The sequence below is a fragment of the Nocardioides sp. Arc9.136 genome, from assembly GCF_030506255.1.
GTDB lineage: Bacteria > Actinomycetota > Actinomycetes > Propionibacteriales > Nocardioidaceae > Nocardioides.
The window spans coordinates 31,006-45,796 of record NZ_CP113431.1; the positions used below are offsets into that span (position 1 = coordinate 31,006).

Genomic DNA, 14,791 nt, shown 5'->3' on the forward strand with positions numbered 1-14,791 from the left:
AACCTTGGGCCGCTTCAACACGCGCGAGTGGCGGAATAGGCAGACGCGCACGGTTCAGGTCCGTGTGCCCGAAAGGGCGTGGGGGTTCAACTCCCCCCTCGCGCACGTGATCCGGGTCCAGGCCCGGCGGTCGAGGCCGGGGCCCCCGAGTGACGGGGGTCCCGGCCTCGAGTCGTTCCCGGGCCCGCCGCCCCGGCGCCGCGGCCCCGCCGTGCCCGGCAGCGCGCCCGGCAGCGCGCCCGGCAGCGCGCCCGGCCGGGCGCCCGGCGTAGCCGAAATGGGGGAGGAACGCCGTTCGGGCGCGCCACTCGCCGCGCGTCGCCGCTTGACTCGGCACCACCCATCCGAGTCGAACCGAAGAGGCAGACCGTGACCCAGCGCTACGACGTCGTCATGGTGGGAGCCGGCATCGTCGGCCTCGCCACCGCCCGCGAGCTGCACGAGCGGGCGCCCCGCCTGCGCATCGCCGTGCTCGACAAGGAGGAGGCCCCCGGTCGCCACCAGAGCGGCCACAACAGCGGGGTGCTCCACGCGGGCGTCTACTACCGGCCCGGATCGCTCAAGGCGCGGCTGTGCGTCGAGGGCAAGGCCCGGATGGAGCGGTTCGCCCAGGAGAACGACATCGCGTTCGAGACCTGCGGGAAGCTGATCGTGGCCCTCGACGACAGCGAGCTCGGCCGGCTCGACGACCTGCTCGAGCGGGGTCGCGCCAACGGCGTGCCCGGGCTGCGCATGGTGGGTCCCGAGGGCATCCGCGAGATCGAGCCCCACGCGGCCGGGGTCCGGGCGATCCACGTCCCGGGCACGGGGATCATCGACTTCGGCCGGGTCGTCGAGGTGCTCGCCGACCAGCTGCGCGCGGACGGTGTCGACGTCCTGCTCGGCCACGAGGTCCGGGCGATCGACGACGACGCCGGCGGGCAGCGGGTCACCACCTCGCGCGGCGTGCTGGAGACGCGGTACGTCGTCAGCTGCGCCGGCCTGCACGCCGACCGGGTCGCGCGCCTGTCGGCAGCGGCGCCCGCCGCGGACCCGGGCCTGCAGATCGTGCCGTTCCGAGGCGACTACTACACGCTGTCGCCCGACGCCCGGCACCTGTGCCGGGGCCTGATCTACCCAGTGCCCGACCCCTCGCTGCCGTTCCTGGGGGTGCACTTCACCAAGCGCGTCGACGGCGCGGTGTGGGCCGGGCCCAACGCCGTCCTCGCCACCGCCCGGGAGGGGTACTCCCGCACCGACTTCGTCGCCCGCGACGCGGTCGAGACCCTGCGCCACCCCGGCTTCCGGCGGCTGGCGCGCACGTACTGGCGCACGGGAGCCGCCGAGGTCTGGCGCGACATGTCGAAGCGGGCCTTCCTCGCCGAGCTGCGCCGCTACGTGCCCGAGGTCCGCTCGGACCAGCTGACGTTCGGCCCCTCCGGGGTCCGGGCGCAGGCGGTGGACCCGGACGGCAGCATGGTCGACGACTTCCGGCTCTCGGTGCAGCCCTCCTCGCTCCACGTCCTGAACGCGCCCTCGCCCGCGGCGACCGCGTCACTGGCCATCGCCGGCCGGCTCGCCGACGAGGCGATGAAGGAGTTCAGCCTGACCGCCTGACCTCCCCGGGCCCCTGCACGACCGCCGCCGGACCTCCTCGAGGGCCGGCGGCGTCGCCGTGCCCCGGGGACCCCTGCGGCGGGTCGACGGCCGCCCCCCGGGGGCCTCGTGGGGCCACTCACCAATATTGGTCATTCCCCTGCCCGAACCCGCCCTGGTCGTGCTCGCACTGGACAGGCTGCGGAGCGGGACGACAGCCAGGGAGAGTGATGACGCAGAGCAAGCTGCAGGAGCCCGCGATCGGCGGCGGGAAGGGGCCCACCAGCGCCCCGCTCACCGGCACGGGCTCCGCCGGGAGCGAGCTCCCCGGCACCGCGCTGCCGGCGCTGCGCGCGGCGTTGTCGCCGCTGCTGCTGGACGGCGTGCGACCGGCGCTGCTGCTGGCCGACGTGGCCGGCTGCGCGGCTGCCGGCCTGCTGACGGCGTCGCCGGTGACCGCGGTGCTGGTGCTGACCGTCGCGGTCGTCGTGCTGCACGCCACCGGCGGTCTCTACCGGTCCCGGCTCCAGCTCTCGCTGCTCGACGACCTCCCGTCCCTGCTGGGCCGCTGGATGGTCGCCAGCGCCGCGCTGCTGACCGTCGTCGCGACGTCGACGGAGCTCGGCGCGCGGACCGCAGGGTTCGCGCTGGTCGCGCTGGGGTGCATGCTGGTCGCCCGCACCGGCTGCTACGCCGCGGTGCGGTGGATGCGCCGCATCGGCCTGGTCACCCACTCGACCCTGATCGTGGGGACCGGCGCCGCGGGCCGGCGGGTCGCCGAGATCCTGCACCACCACCCGGAGTACGGCCTGCGGCCCAGTGGCTTCCTGAGCACCCGCAGCGTCGCGACCGACGAGCTCGGCGCGCCGGTGGTCGGGGACCCGAGCCACCTCTCGGAGATCCTGCAGCGCTCCGAGACCAGGGTCGTGGTGCTCGCCTACGCCCAGGTGCCGGACCCGGTGCTGGTGAACCTGATCCGCGCCTGCCACCGGTCGACCTGCGAGCTGTTCCTGGTGCCCCGCCTCTACGAGCTGCACCAGGTCTCCGACGACATGGAGATGATCTGGGGCGTCCCTCTGGTGCGCCTGCGGCGGTCCGCCGGCCGCAGCGTCTCCTGGCAGTTCAAGCGCCTGCTCGACGTGCTGGTCGCCGGGACGGCCGCGCTGCTGCTCGCCCCGGTGCTCGCGGCCTGTGCCCTCGCCGTGCGCTGGGAGGGCGGGCCGGGCGTGATCTTCCGGCAGACGCGCGTGGGCATGGACGGCCGCCCGTTCGAGCTGCTGAAGTTCCGCTCCCTCGCTCCCGTCGACGAGCACGAGTCCGGCACCCGCTGGAACATCGCGAACGACGACCGGCTGGGACCGGTGGGCCGGTTCCTGCGGGTCAGCTCCCTCGACGAGCTGCCCCAGCTGTGGAACATCCTGCGCGGCGACATGAGCATGGTCGGCCCGCGGCCCGAGCGTCCGCAGTTCGTCGACCAGTTCGCGCTCCGCTACCCCGGCTACATCGCCCGCCACCGGGTGCCGAGCGGTCTCACCGGCCTCGCCCAGGTCCACGGCCTGCGCGGCGACACCGACATCGACGACCGCGCCCGCTTCGACAACTTCTACATCGAGAACTGGTCGCTCTGGCTCGACATCAAGATCCTGCTGCGCACCGCCGTCTCGGTCTTCACGGCGCGGGGTGCCTGAACCCTTCGCCGTCTCCTCCCACCTCGGCGCCCCCGCACCGGGGTCCGTCCCCTGAAAGGAACCACGTCACATGGACCCGACGTACCCCGACCTGGCCGACGTGCCGGTAGTGATCCTCTGCGGAGGGATGGGCACGCGGTTGCGCGAGGCCACCGAGAAGCTGCCCAAGCCTCTCGTCGACATCGGCGGCCGGCCCATCCTCTGGCACATCATGAAGACCTACTCCCACTACGGCTTCCGGCGCTTCGTGCTGTGCCTGGGCTACAAGGGCGACGAGATCCGGCAGTACTTCCTCGACTACCGCGCGCTGCGCAACGACTTCACCCTGTCGCTGCGCGAGGACGGCGCGCCCCGCTGGTGCGGGCAGGAGCGCCAGGAGGACTGGGAGATCACGTTCGCGGACACGGGGCTGCTCACCGGCACCGGCGCCCGTGTGCGCCGGGTCGAGCCGTACATCGACAGCGACGTCTTCATGCTCACCTACGGCGACGGGATCGGGGCCGTCGACCTCGACGCGCTGGTCCGGACCCACGTCCAGCAGGGCCGGGTCGGGACCGTCACCGCGGTCCACCCGCAGAGCAGGTACGGCGAGATGCACGTCGAGGACGGCCGGGTCAGCGAGTTCAACGAGAAGCCGACGCTCGCGACCGGCTGGGTCAACGGCGGCTTCTTCATGTTCGACCGCGTGATGCTGGACAAGTACCTCGACGACGACCCGGACCTGTTCCTGGAGAAGAAGCCGCTGCAGCGCATGGCGGCCGACGACGAGCTCGCGATGAACCCGCACGAGGGGTTCTGGATGGGGATGGACACCTTCCGGGACTGGACCGAGCTCAACAAGCTGTGGGACTCCGGCGAGGCCCCCTGGAAGGTCTGGGAGGACTGACATGCGCGTCCTGGTCACCGGAACCGACGGCTACCTCGGGTCGCTGCTCGCCCCCGAGCTGCTCCGCGACGGGCACGACGTCCTCGGCGTCGACACCGGCTTCTACAAGCACGGGTGGCTCTACCACGGCGTGGACGCCGTCGCGCACACGATCGCCACCGACATCCGCCGGCTCACGCCCGCCCACCTCGAGGGGGTCGACGCGGTGGTGCACATGGCCGAGCTGTCCAACGACCCGCTCGGCGAGCTGTCGCCGACGATCACCTACGACGTCAACCACGCCGGTTCGGTGCGCCTGGCCCAGCTGGCCAAGGAGGCCGGCGTCTCCCGGTTCGTGTACATGTCGTCGTGCAGCGTGTACGGCGTCGCCGACGGCGAGGTCGACGAGGAGTCGCCGATCGACCCGCAGACGGCGTACGCCGAGTGCAAGGCGCTGGTGGAGCGGGACGTCACGGCGATGGCCGACGACGACTTCTCCCCGACGTTCATGCGCAACGCGACCGCCTACGGGGCCTCGCCCCGGATGCGCTTCGACATCGTGCTCAACAACCTGTGCGGGCTCGCCTGGACGCAGGGACGGATCGCGCTGAACAGCGACGGCACGCCGTGGCGTCCGCTCGTCCACGCCCTCGACATCGCCCAGGCCATCCAGCTCGCGCTGGTCGCGCCGCGCGAGATCGTCCACGCGGAGACGTTCAACGTGGGCGACAGCGCCCACAACTACCGGGTGCGCGACATCGCCGAGATCGTGGCGGAGACCTTCCCCGGGTGCGAGCTCACCCTCGGCGCCAGCGGCGGCGACAACCGCAGCTACCGGGTCTCCTTCGAGAAGATCGCGAACAAGCTGCCCGGCTTCAGCTGCGACTGGGACGCCGTGCGCGGCGCCCGCCAGCTGCACGACGTCTTCAGCGCCATCGCCCTGGACGAGCAGACCTTCACCGGCCGCGGGCACACCCGCCTGCTCCAGCTCAAGCACCTCATCGACACCGGCCAGCTCGACGACCAGCTCTTCTGGAGGACCCGATGAAGATCGTCCCCACCCGGCTTCCCGGACCGGTCCTCGTCGAGATCGAGCCCCGGGCCGACGAGCGCGGCTTCTTCGCGCGCACGTTCTGCAAGGAGGAGTTCGAGGCGGCCGGGCTCGAGCCGGCCGTCGACCAGTGCAACCTGTCGTTCAACCACCGCCGGGGCACCCTGCGCGGCATGCACCTGCAGGTGGCGCCGCACCCCGAGGCCAAGCTGGTCCGCTGCACGCGGGGTGCCATCGTCGACACCGTGGTCGACCTGCGCGAGGGGTCGCCGACCTGGCTGCAGCACGTCCAGGTGACCCTGACCGCCGAGGACCGGCACGCGTTCTACGTGCCGCCGTACTTCGCCCACGGCTACCAGACCCTCGTCGACGACACCGAGGTCGTCTACCAGGTCAGCGGGACCTACACGCCCGAGGCGGAGCGCGGGCTGCGCCACGACGACCCGGCGCTCGGCATCGAGTGGCCGGTCGAGGTCGGCTGCATCAGCGCCAAGGACGCGAGCTGGCCGCTGCTGGCCGACGCCGAGGCGTCGCTGCGGTCCGGTGCGCTGGCCGAGGGGGCACGGGCATGATCCTCGTGGACGCCGCCCTGGCCCGCCGCGCGGCGGAGGGGCGGCCGGTGCGCGTCGCCCTCGTCGGTGCGGGCTTCATGGGTCGCGGCCTGGTGAACCAGGTCGTCAACAGCGTGCCCGGCATGGAGCTGGTCGCCATCGCCAACCGCACCGGCGAGTCGGCCCGCCGCGCCTACCGCGAGGCCGGCGTCGACCGGTTCGAGGTCGTGGACCGGTCGGACCTCGCCGACGCCTGGATCCGTCGCGGCGTGCCCGTGGTGACCGAGGACTACCGAGCGGTCTGCGAGGCCGAGAGCGTCGACGTGGTCGTCGAGGCCACCGGGGCGGTGGAGCACGGCTGCCACGTCGTGCTCTCGGCGATCGCCCACGGCAAGCACGTGGTCCTGATGAACGCCGAGGTCGACGCGACCGTCGGGCCGATCCTGTCCGTGCTGGCCGCCGAGGCCGGCGTGGTGCTCACCGGCTGCGACGGGGACCAGCCGGGGGTGGAGATGAACCTCGTGCGCTTCGTCCGCGGGCTGGGCCTCGAGCCGCTGGTCTGCGGCAACGTCAAGGGTCTCCAGGACCCGTACCGCACCCCCGAGACCCAGGCCGCCTTCGCCGCGCGGTGGGGCCAGGACCCCCACATGGTCACCTCGTTCGCCGACGGGACGAAGATCTCGATCGAGCAGGCGACCGTGGCCAACGCCACCGGGATGACCGTCGCGCGGCGGGGGATGGGGGGCATGGACTGGCCCGGGCACGTCGACGAGCTGGTCGGGCAGTACGACGTCGACCAGCTGCGGAGCGCGGGCGGGGTCGTCGACTACGTGGTCGGGGCCCAGCCGGGACCCGGTGTGTTCGTGCTCGCCACGCACGACGACCCCCGGCAGCGGCACTACCTCGAGCTCTACAAGCTCGGCCCCGGGCCGCTGTACTCCTTCTACACGCCCTACCATCTCTGCCACTTCGAGGTGCCGACCACGGTGGCGCGGGCCGCCCTGTTCGGCGACGCGGCGATCGCACCGCTGGGCGCTCCCCGGGTCGAGGTCGTCACCACCGCCAAGCGGGACCTCGCGGCGGGGACGGTCCTCGACGCCCTGGGCGGCTTCGACAGCTACGGGGTCGCCGAGCGCGCCGGCGTCACCGCGGACCAGCGGCTGCTGCCGATCGGCGTGGCCGAGGGCTGCCGGCTGGTCCGGGACGTGGCGCGCGACGCGGTGCTCACCTACGACGACGTGGTCGTCCCCGACGGTCGCCTGGTCGACGAGCTGAGGCGGCGCCAGGCGGCGCACGACTTCTCCTCCTCCGAGCCGTCCGAGCAGTCCGAGCCGCGGCGCGCCGCGGTCCACTGAGCCGCTGGTCCACGCCGACGAGCGAGGCCGCCTGGGGGCGGACCTCGCTCGTCGGCGTCGTCGCGCGCCCGGTGCCCGGCACTCACCTGCCCGCGAAGAGCTCCCGGAAGAGGCTGCCGGCCTCGTCGAAGGTCGTCATGATGCGGTGCTGGCCGTCGTAGCCGTCGAACTCGAAGTAGGCGTGGTAGAGCACCGCGTTGTGCGGGTCGGTGATGAACTCGTGCATCTTCTGCAGGTAGTGCAGGTTCTCCCCGCCGCCGGTGCCGTCCGGGCGCTCCCAGAGTCCCCACTCGGGCAGCGACATCGGCTTGTCGCGCTCCTGGGCGAAGTCGCTCCAGAACTCCAGGCCGCGCGCACCGCCGTACACGTGGTCGTCCCACGCGGTCTCCTGCACCTCCGCGACGCAGTCGGCGTCGCAGTCCTCGGGGTAGGGGTAGACGTGCGCGGCCACGTCGTAGGCGTCGAGGCCGACCACGTCGACGACGTCGTCGCCCGGGTAGTAGTCCACCGCGTCGATGGAGCCAACGCCCTTGTTGGGGTTCCAGTCCAGGACGAAGTCGCTGCCGGGCACGCTGATCGCCTCGGCGATGCGCCGCCAGTAGGTCTTGAAGGACTCGGCGTCGTCGGTGAACCACCGCGAGCCGTTGAGGTTGAACTCCCAGCCGATGCGCAGCACCGACCGGCCGCGGCCGGCGGCCACGAGCGTCTCGCCGAGCTCGCGGAAGTAGTCGTCGTACGCCCCCTCGGCGCCCAGCTGGATCGTGGCGCTGCTGTCGGCCTGGGGGAGCATGGCGACACCGAGGACCAGGCGGCGCTTCGACGAGCGCCAGCTCTCCAGCAGGTACGCCGGGTTCGCGATGTCCTCCCAGGAGTCGCGCGCGGAGTAGTCCACGACCACGTCGACCGGGCAGCCCAGCCAGCGCTCGAACGCACGCACCTCCTGCGGGGCCGTCTCGCGGAAGACCCCGAGGTCCGCCGTACCGGCGGCGTCGCAACCCTCGGGCTCGGCCACGGTGCGCGCGGCGCCCCGCTCCCAGCCCTCGACGACGCGCTTGGTGGGCGCCCCCTCCGTGCAGGCCACGAGCGTCGCCGAGGCCAGCACGGCCGCGACCAGCCGCGGACGCAGCCGGCCTGCGGTCACGACGCCTCCGGGGAGAGCTCGTCGTCACGCTGGCGGACGGCTCCGGCAGGCGGCGGGAGCGTGCGGCGCCGACCGGGCGCGGTGGTGCGCGCCCCGGCGTCGGGGCGCTCGGGGAGGGGGCGCTCGGCGACTGCGGGCCCCGGCGCGGAGCGGGTGCCGGCGGCGACGCGGTCGCGGAGCAGCGAGAGGCCGATCGAGCACATCAGCCCGACCAGGCCGAGCAGCGCCGCGTTGCGCAGCAGCGAGGAGGTCTGCTCGGCTGCGGCCGGCTCGGCGAGGGAGACCCCGTCACCGAACAGGGCCGCCTCGCGCCGGGCGAACTGCAGCCGGTCGGGCCGCACCACGTCGTCGATCTTCTCCATCGTGGCGGCGACGCCGGCGCTGACGTGGGTGCGGTAGGCCTGCACGATCTCGTCGACCATCGCGATCGCCGCGGCCTCCGAGACGCTCGAGGCGCGCACGGTGACGATGTCGGACTCGTCGGCCGGCACCACCTCGAGCTGCTTGCGCAGCTCCAGCACGGAGTCGGCGGGGGCGCCGCTCTCGATCGCACCCTCCAGGACGGGCGTGGAGGTCATGACCTCGGCCTGCTCCTCCACGAAGCGCGACGGGTCGTTGACGTAGGTGCGCATCCCGGTCGGGTCGAAGGCGGCGTTCGAGGACAGGAACACCCGCGACTCCGCCTGGTAGGTGGTCGGCTGGGCGTTGGTCAGCAGGAGGCCCGCCACGGCTCCGAGCAGCGTCAGGACCAGCACGAGGACCCAGTGCCGCTGCATGCTGGCCAGGACCTGGGACTGGTCGGTGCCGACGCGACGATCGTGCGTCGACGAGATGATGCGCGACTCGTACATGCGGATTCTCCCGACCTCTTCGACAGACCTCCCGGTCCTCGGCAAGCGACAGCCAACCAGCGGCTCGCCCGGGCCGACGGCACTCGCCTGGGGGCTTCACCTCAATTGGGTAACCGCCGCCGCATCCGGTCCTGGGCCCCCGGCCGCGAAATACCGTGCCTGGACCGAGGGTCCGTCGGACCCGTGCAGGTCCGCCGGAAGGGGAGCCATGAAGGGTCGGATCGGTGTCGTCGTCCCGTGCCGGGACGAGGAGGCGACCATCGGCAGGTGCCTGCGGGCGCTTCGTGCCGAGGCCGCCGTCGGACGCATCGTCGTCGTCGACAACGGGTCGGTCGACGCCAGCCCGACGATCGCCGCAGAGCTGGCCGACCGGCTCGTGGAGCGGCCCGGCGTGCGCATCAGCGCCCTGCGCAACGAGGGAGCCCGGCTGCTGCTGGCCGAGGACCCGGGCCTGGAGCACCTGGCCTTCGTCGACGCCGACTGCGAGGTCGCCCCCGGGTGGGCCGACGCCGCGCTCGACGCACTCCGGGACGCCGACCTGGTCGGGTCGCGGACCCTGGCCCCTGCCGGCGCCGGCTGGGTCGCCTCCCGCTGGGCGGCGATCGAGCGACGTACCGCCGGGGCGGACGCGCTGCTGTGGAGCCAGCACCTGGTCACCACCCCGGACCTGTGGGAGCGGCTCGGCGGCTTCGACGAGACGCTCGTGACCGGTGAGGACGCCGACCTGTCGCTGCGGACCCGCCGCCTCGGTGGCCGCGTCGCGCTCGTCGAGGAGATGACGACCGTGCACCATGGGTTCCCGCCGAGCCTGCGCCGCTTCGTGCGCCGCGAGGTCTGGCACACCTCCGCGCCGGGCTGGTTCCCACGGATGTCCGGGCGCAGCCGGCTGGTCGTCGTCGCGACGGCCGGGTGGTTGGTGCTCGGGACCCTGGCGGGCGCACGGGCCGCCTCGGGACGCGGCGAGGCCCTGCTGCTCTGGTCGCTCGCCTCCTCCGTGGGTGTCCCCGCCCTCGGCCTGGTGGCCGGCGGGTCCCCGCGGCACTGCGCGAAGGACGGTGTCCTGGTCGGGCTGTGGAACCTGGTCCGCGCGGCCCGCCTGCTCCAGCCGTCGGCCGTCGGGTCCCTGCGATGAGCACCGACGCCCGGGCCACCGCCGAGACCACCGCCGCGGCCCCGGACACCTCGTTCGAGGTCGTGGTGGTCAGCTACCGCAGCCGCGAGCAGGTCGCCGGCCTCCTCGCCGGCCTGCCCGCCGACCTGCCGGTCGCCGTGGTCGACAACGCCCGCGGGGCGGACGGGGTCGAGGAGCTCACGCGCACCCGGACCGCCGGCCGGTACGTCGACACCGGAGGCGGCGCGGGCTACGCCCGCGCGGCCAACCTGGGCGTCCGGACCTCCCGCCACCCCTACGTCGTGCTGGTCAACCCCGACACCCGACCGACCACCGCGGTCCTCGAGGCGCTGGTGCGCGACGTGGCGGGCGACCCGACCTGCGCCTCGAGCGCCGCGCTCAACGTGGGTCCGGACGGCACCAGCGAGATCGGCACCGGCGGGTGGGAGCCCACCTTCGCCCGGTCACTCGTCCACGCCACGGGGGCGCACGCGCTGTTCCCCCGTCGCGGGCTGTTCGCCCGGCCGGCCGTCGGCGAGGAGATCGATCTGGACTGGACGACGGGCGCGGTCATGGCCGTGCGCCGCGAGCTGTTCCTCGAGCTCGGGGGCCTCGACGAGCGCTACTTCGTCTACAGCGAGGACGTCGCCTACGGCCGCACGGCCCGCGAGCGCGGGCTGCACCAGGTGCTGCGGACCGACCTGCCGGTGGCCCACGCCAGCGGCGGCTCGGGAGCGCCGTCCCTGGAGATGATGCGGCTGCGTGGCGCGTCGTTCGCCCGGTACGTCGCCACCACGCGCCGGCCGCTGCGCGCACGGACCGTCGCCGGCGTCGTCGGGACCGGCTACCTCGTGCGCGCCGTCCGCTCGCGGGCCGGCGGCGACCCCGGCCGCGCCCGCGAGCACCTGATGTACGCCCGCGGGGCCTTCACGGGCCGTGCCTGGGTGGCCGGTGAGGAGGTGACCGGGCGTGAGTGACCTCGCCACCGCCGCGCCCGCGGTCGCCGCGGCGCCCGTCCCGGCGCCCGAGGTGAGCGTCGTCGTGCCGGTCCGCAACGAGGAGCGCACGATCGACGAGTGCCTGCGCTCGGTCCTGGCCCAGGACTTCGGCGACCTCGAGGTCGTCGTCGTCGACAACGGCTCGACCGACGCCACGCCGGCGATGCTGCGCGCGTGGACCGAGGCCGACCCGAGGGTCCGGGTGCTGACCCTGGACCGCCCCTCGATCCCGGCCGCCCTCAACGCCGCCCTGGCCGCCGTCCGCGGCCGGTGGCTGGTGCGCGTCGACGCCCACTCCACGGTCCCGCCCGAGTACGTCGGCGTGGCGATGCGGCTCCTGCGCACCGGCCGGTGGGTCGGCGTCGGGGGGCGCAAGGACGCGGTCGCCGCCACGCCCACCGGGAAGGCGATCGCCGCGGTCCTGGGCTCCAGGCTGGCTGTGGGCGGCTCGACGTACCACCACGGGACGACGCCGCAGACGGTCGAGCACGTCCCGTTCGGGTGCTACCCGACCGAGCGGCTGCGGGCCGTCGGCGGCTGGGACGAGGGGATCGCCAACAACGAGGACTTCGAGCTCGACCAGCGGCTGCGCCGCCACGGCGAGCTCTACTTCGACCCGTCGCTGTGCATCGCCTGGAACGGACGGGAGCGGATCGCGGACCTCTTCGCCCAGTACCGCCGCTACGGCACCGGCAAGCCGGCCGTCGCCCTGCGGCACCCGGGCAGCGTGTCGCCGCGACACCTCGCGCCACCGGCCCTCGTCGCCTGGCTGGCGACCTTCGGTCTCGTCTCCCTGCGCCACCCCCGCCTCGGCCTGGTGGCGGTCACGCCGTACGCCGCCGCGGTCGGCGTCGCGAGCACCGCGATCATCCGCGACCTCCCGGCTGCGGCCTCTCGGCCGGCGGTGCCGGCGGCCCTCGTCGCGATGCAGGTCGGGTGGGGCGTCGGCTTCTGGCAGGGCACCGCGCGGCTGCTCCGCCGGACGCGATGAGCACCCTCCACGCTCCGTCGACCGCACCGGTCGGGCACGGGGCGCCGGCCGGGGCGCCCACGCTCGCGGTGCGGGTCATCTGCACCGGTCTGCTCCTGTCCGTCCTCCTGCAGCGCGTGGCGGTGCCGGTCGGCGAGGACGGGATCTCGGTCGTCCTCGTGCTCGGCTACGCGGTGCTCGGGGTGCTGCTCCTGCTCGGGCTCGTCGAGCCCGACCGGCGACGTGCGCAGCTCTACGTGCTCGCCTGCGCGGCCTGCGGCGTGGCCGCGTGGAGCGCCACCTGGACGGCACGCCCGTTGGCGACCATGTCCTACCTGCTGCTCGTCGTCGTCTACGTGCCGTGGGTCTTCCGGCTCCGCCCGGGCGCCGGCACCCCGGAGACCACCTGGCGGGTCGTGCGGTTCTTCGTCCGGATGATGGTGTTCTTCGGCGCGGTGTCGGTCGGCCAGCAGGCCGCGCAGCTCAGCGGCGCCTGGACGTTCCAGGACTACCTCGCCGAGGTCCTGCCCCCCGAGCTCGTGCTGGGCGACTACAACGCCGTGATCCCGGTCGAGTACGCCTCGCCGGTCATGAAGTCCCAGGCCTTCGTCTTCCTCGAGCCGTCGTTCCTCTGCCAGTTCCTGGCGCTCGGCGTGCTCGCCGCGCTGCTCGTGCGTGCGCCGCTGTGGCAGCCGTTCCTGATGTGCCTCGGGATGCTCGCGACGTACTCCGGCACCGGCATCTTCCTCCTGGCCGTCGGCGGGGTGATCCTGCTGCTGCGCAGCCCCTCGTCCGTGCGACCCAGGCTGGTCGCCGCCGCTGCCGCCGTGGTGGTCCTGGTCCTCTCCTCCCCGCTCGCAGCGCCGCTGCTCGAGCGCTCCGAGGAGACGCGGGACTCGACGTCGAGCTGGTCGCTCCGGTTCGTCCTGCCCTACGAGGAGGTGGCCAAGGGGCTCCGGGACGCGCCGGTCCGCTACCTCACCGGCGCCGGACCGGGTGCCTCGGAGCGGCTGCTGGAGAACGACAAGCAGGGCGCCGGCCTGGCCGTGGTCTACCCCGTCGTCCCCAAGGTGGTCTTCGAGTACGGCGTGCCCGCGGGCGGGCTGTTCCTGGCCTTCTGGTTCGTGGCGCTGCTGCGGGGGGCCTGGCTGCGCGTGCTGCCGGGCGCGCTCGTCTTCATGCTCGCGGTGCTCTCCGGCAGCCTGCTGCAACCGTCCACGATCGTGCTCGCGTGGTTGCTGTCGTGCGTGTTCGCCGATGACTAGCCGCTCGACACGGTCGCGCGCCGGGTGGACCCTCGCCGACCAGCTGGTGGCCAGCTCGACGAACGCGTTGCTCTCGATCGTCGTGGCCAGGTCGGTCGACGCGTTCCAGTTCGGTGCGTTCGCGCTCGCCTTCCTGGTCTTCGCCTTCGTCCTGGGGATCGTCCGGGCGCTGGTGACCGACCCGCTGCTCATCTCGCACTCGGGCGACGAGCCGGCCGCGCAGCGGCTGGCGTGCGCCCGGGCGGCCGGGGCCTCGGTGGTGCTGGGCGCGCTGGCCGGTGCGGTCTGCCTGGTCGGCGGGATGCTGGCCCCCGGGTCGCCCGGCCGGGTGCTGGTGGTGCTGGCGGTCGTGCTGCCGGGCCTGCTCCTGCAGGACGCCTGGCGCCGCTCGTTCTTCGCGCTCGGCCGCCCCGACGCCGCCTTCGGCAACGACCTCGTCTGGTCGGTGCTGCAGCTGTCGTGCGTGCTGCTGCTGATGGCCGCCGGGGACCCGGGGGTCCCGCTGCTCCTGCTCGCCTGGGGGCTCAGCGGCGCCCTGGCGGCCGCCTTGGGGTGCGCCCAGGTCGGGCGGGTCCCGCGGCCGGTCGAGGGCATGCGGTGGCTGTGGGACCAGCGCGCGCTCGGGGGGCGGCTCGGCATGGACTTCCTGGTGAGCCAGGGCGCATTCACGATCGCGCTGGCGGTGATCTCGGCGACGGCGGGGCTCACGGTGGTGGGCGCCGTCCGGGCCGGTCAGGTGCTGCTCGCCCCGGTGCAGGTGATGCTGCTCGCGCTGTCCTCGTTCGTGCTCCCGCTGCTCGCCACCGCCCGGGTGGACCCGCCGCGGTTCCGGCGGCTGCTGCGCGCGGTCACGGCCGGCGGGGCCGGGTGCACCGTGCTCTACTGCGTCCCGCTGCTGCTCGTGCCGGACTCCGTCGGCGGCCGGCTGCTGGGGGCCAGCTGGGGCGGCGCGGAGTCCGTCCTGCCCCTGCTCGCGGCCCAGATGCTCCTGATCGCGGTGGCGACCGGTCCGAGCCTGGCGCTCAAGGCGCTGGCCCGGGCGTCGGCCCTGCTGCGGGTCAGCCTGGTGCAGTCGCCGGTGCTGCTCGTCGCCTCGGTCGTGGGCGCGGAGCTGGCACAGGCGCCCGGCGCCGCGGCCGGTTTCGTGCTCGCCCACGTCGTGGGCACGTGGGCGATCCTGCGCGCGGTGCGGGTCGCCTCGGCCGGGCAGGTCGCCGCGGAGGCGCCGGCCGCGCCGGCGCCTCCGGACGGCCCGGACGACCCCGGAGCACTGCCGCCGCCGCTCCCGGCGGACCGGGAGGGCGGCGGCGGTGCGGAGCCGGATCAGTCGGCGACGGCGGTCTCGGTGTCCCGCCGCGCGTCCTGACCGG

13 protein-coding genes and 1 tRNA gene are annotated in these 14,791 nt (G+C 73.9%); 12 read left to right on the plus strand and 2 right to left on the minus strand.

Features of this window, described 5'->3' with window-relative positions; translation table 11 throughout:
- The first annotated feature begins 21 nt into the window (after positions 1-21).
- The 7 genes from OSR43_RS00160 (at position 22) to OSR43_RS00190 (ending at position 7,085) form a co-directional block, all read left to right on the plus strand.
- A tRNA-Leu gene (locus OSR43_RS00160) sits at positions 22-105 on the plus strand.
- 264 nt (positions 106-369) lie between these two features.
- Positions 370-1,596 carry an L-2-hydroxyglutarate oxidase gene (gene lhgO, locus OSR43_RS00165; protein WP_302268876.1) on the plus strand — a complete coding sequence of 409 codons (1,227 nt, stop codon included), beginning with the start codon at positions 370-372 and terminating at the stop codon, positions 1,594-1,596.
- Positions 1,597-1,805: 209 nt separating this feature from the next.
- Positions 1,806-3,263 (plus strand): sugar transferase, encoded by a 1,458-nt coding sequence (locus OSR43_RS00170; RefSeq protein ID WP_302268878.1) that lies wholly within the window; start codon positions 1,806-1,808, stop codon positions 3,261-3,263.
- Between the two features lie 70 nt (positions 3,264-3,333).
- Positions 3,334-4,149, plus strand: coding sequence for a glucose-1-phosphate cytidylyltransferase (locus tag OSR43_RS00175; RefSeq protein WP_302268879.1), 816 nt, complete (start codon positions 3,334-3,336; stop codon positions 4,147-4,149).
- Between the two features lies 1 nt (position 4,150).
- A complete protein-coding gene (locus OSR43_RS00180) occupies positions 4,151-5,176 on the plus strand; it encodes an NAD(P)-dependent oxidoreductase (RefSeq protein ID WP_302268880.1) in 1,026 nt (341 codons plus the stop codon).
- Positions 5,173-5,751, plus strand: a complete 579-nt coding sequence (rfbC, locus tag OSR43_RS00185; RefSeq protein ID WP_302268882.1) for a dTDP-4-dehydrorhamnose 3,5-epimerase — start codon at positions 5,173-5,175, stop codon at positions 5,749-5,751. Before OSR43_RS00180 ends, rfbC begins: the two co-directional genes overlap by 4 nt.
- Positions 5,748-7,085, plus strand: a complete 1,338-nt coding sequence (locus OSR43_RS00190) for an NAD(P)H-dependent oxidoreductase (RefSeq protein ID WP_302268884.1) — start codon at positions 5,748-5,750, stop codon at positions 7,083-7,085. Before rfbC ends, OSR43_RS00190 begins: the two co-directional genes overlap by 4 nt.
- A gap of 82 nt (positions 7,086-7,167) precedes the next feature.
- Here the strand turns inward: OSR43_RS00190 and OSR43_RS00195 are convergent, their stop codons facing one another.
- Together OSR43_RS00195 and OSR43_RS00200 are read right to left on the minus strand one after the other, a co-directional pair.
- Positions 7,168-8,226, minus strand: coding sequence for a glycosyl hydrolase (locus tag OSR43_RS00195; protein ID WP_302268886.1), 1,059 nt, complete (start codon positions 8,224-8,226; stop codon positions 7,168-7,170).
- On the minus strand, positions 8,223-9,077 hold the full coding sequence (locus tag OSR43_RS00200; protein ID WP_302268888.1) for a Wzz/FepE/Etk N-terminal domain-containing protein: 855 nt from the start codon (positions 9,075-9,077) through the stop codon (positions 8,223-8,225). The genes OSR43_RS00195 and OSR43_RS00200 overlap by 4 nt, the downstream gene beginning before the upstream one ends.
- 208 nt (positions 9,078-9,285) lie before the next feature.
- On the opposite strand from OSR43_RS00200, the gene OSR43_RS00205 reads away from it, so the two are divergent.
- Genes OSR43_RS00205 through OSR43_RS00225 form a run of 5 tightly spaced genes read left to right on the plus strand, consistent with a single transcriptional unit; the run spans position 9,286 to position 14,787 of the window.
- A complete protein-coding gene (locus tag OSR43_RS00205; RefSeq protein ID WP_302268889.1) occupies positions 9,286-10,209 on the plus strand; it encodes a glycosyltransferase in 924 nt (307 codons plus the stop codon).
- Positions 10,206-11,165, plus strand: a complete 960-nt coding sequence (locus OSR43_RS00210) for a glycosyltransferase (protein WP_302268890.1) — start codon at positions 10,206-10,208, stop codon at positions 11,163-11,165. The genes OSR43_RS00205 and OSR43_RS00210 overlap by 4 nt, the downstream gene beginning before the upstream one ends.
- Entirely contained in the window at positions 11,158-12,177 is a 1,020-nt protein-coding gene (locus OSR43_RS00215; RefSeq protein WP_302268892.1) for a glycosyltransferase, read from the plus strand. The genes OSR43_RS00210 and OSR43_RS00215 overlap by 8 nt, the downstream gene beginning before the upstream one ends.
- Entirely contained in the window at positions 12,174-13,421 is a 1,248-nt protein-coding gene (locus OSR43_RS00220) for a hypothetical protein (protein WP_302268893.1), read from the plus strand. Before OSR43_RS00215 ends, OSR43_RS00220 begins: the two co-directional genes overlap by 4 nt.
- Positions 13,414-14,787, plus strand: a complete 1,374-nt coding sequence (locus OSR43_RS00225) for a hypothetical protein (RefSeq protein WP_302268895.1) — start codon at positions 13,414-13,416, stop codon at positions 14,785-14,787. Before OSR43_RS00220 ends, OSR43_RS00225 begins: the two co-directional genes overlap by 8 nt.
- The last annotated feature ends 4 nt before the right edge of the window (positions 14,788-14,791 follow it).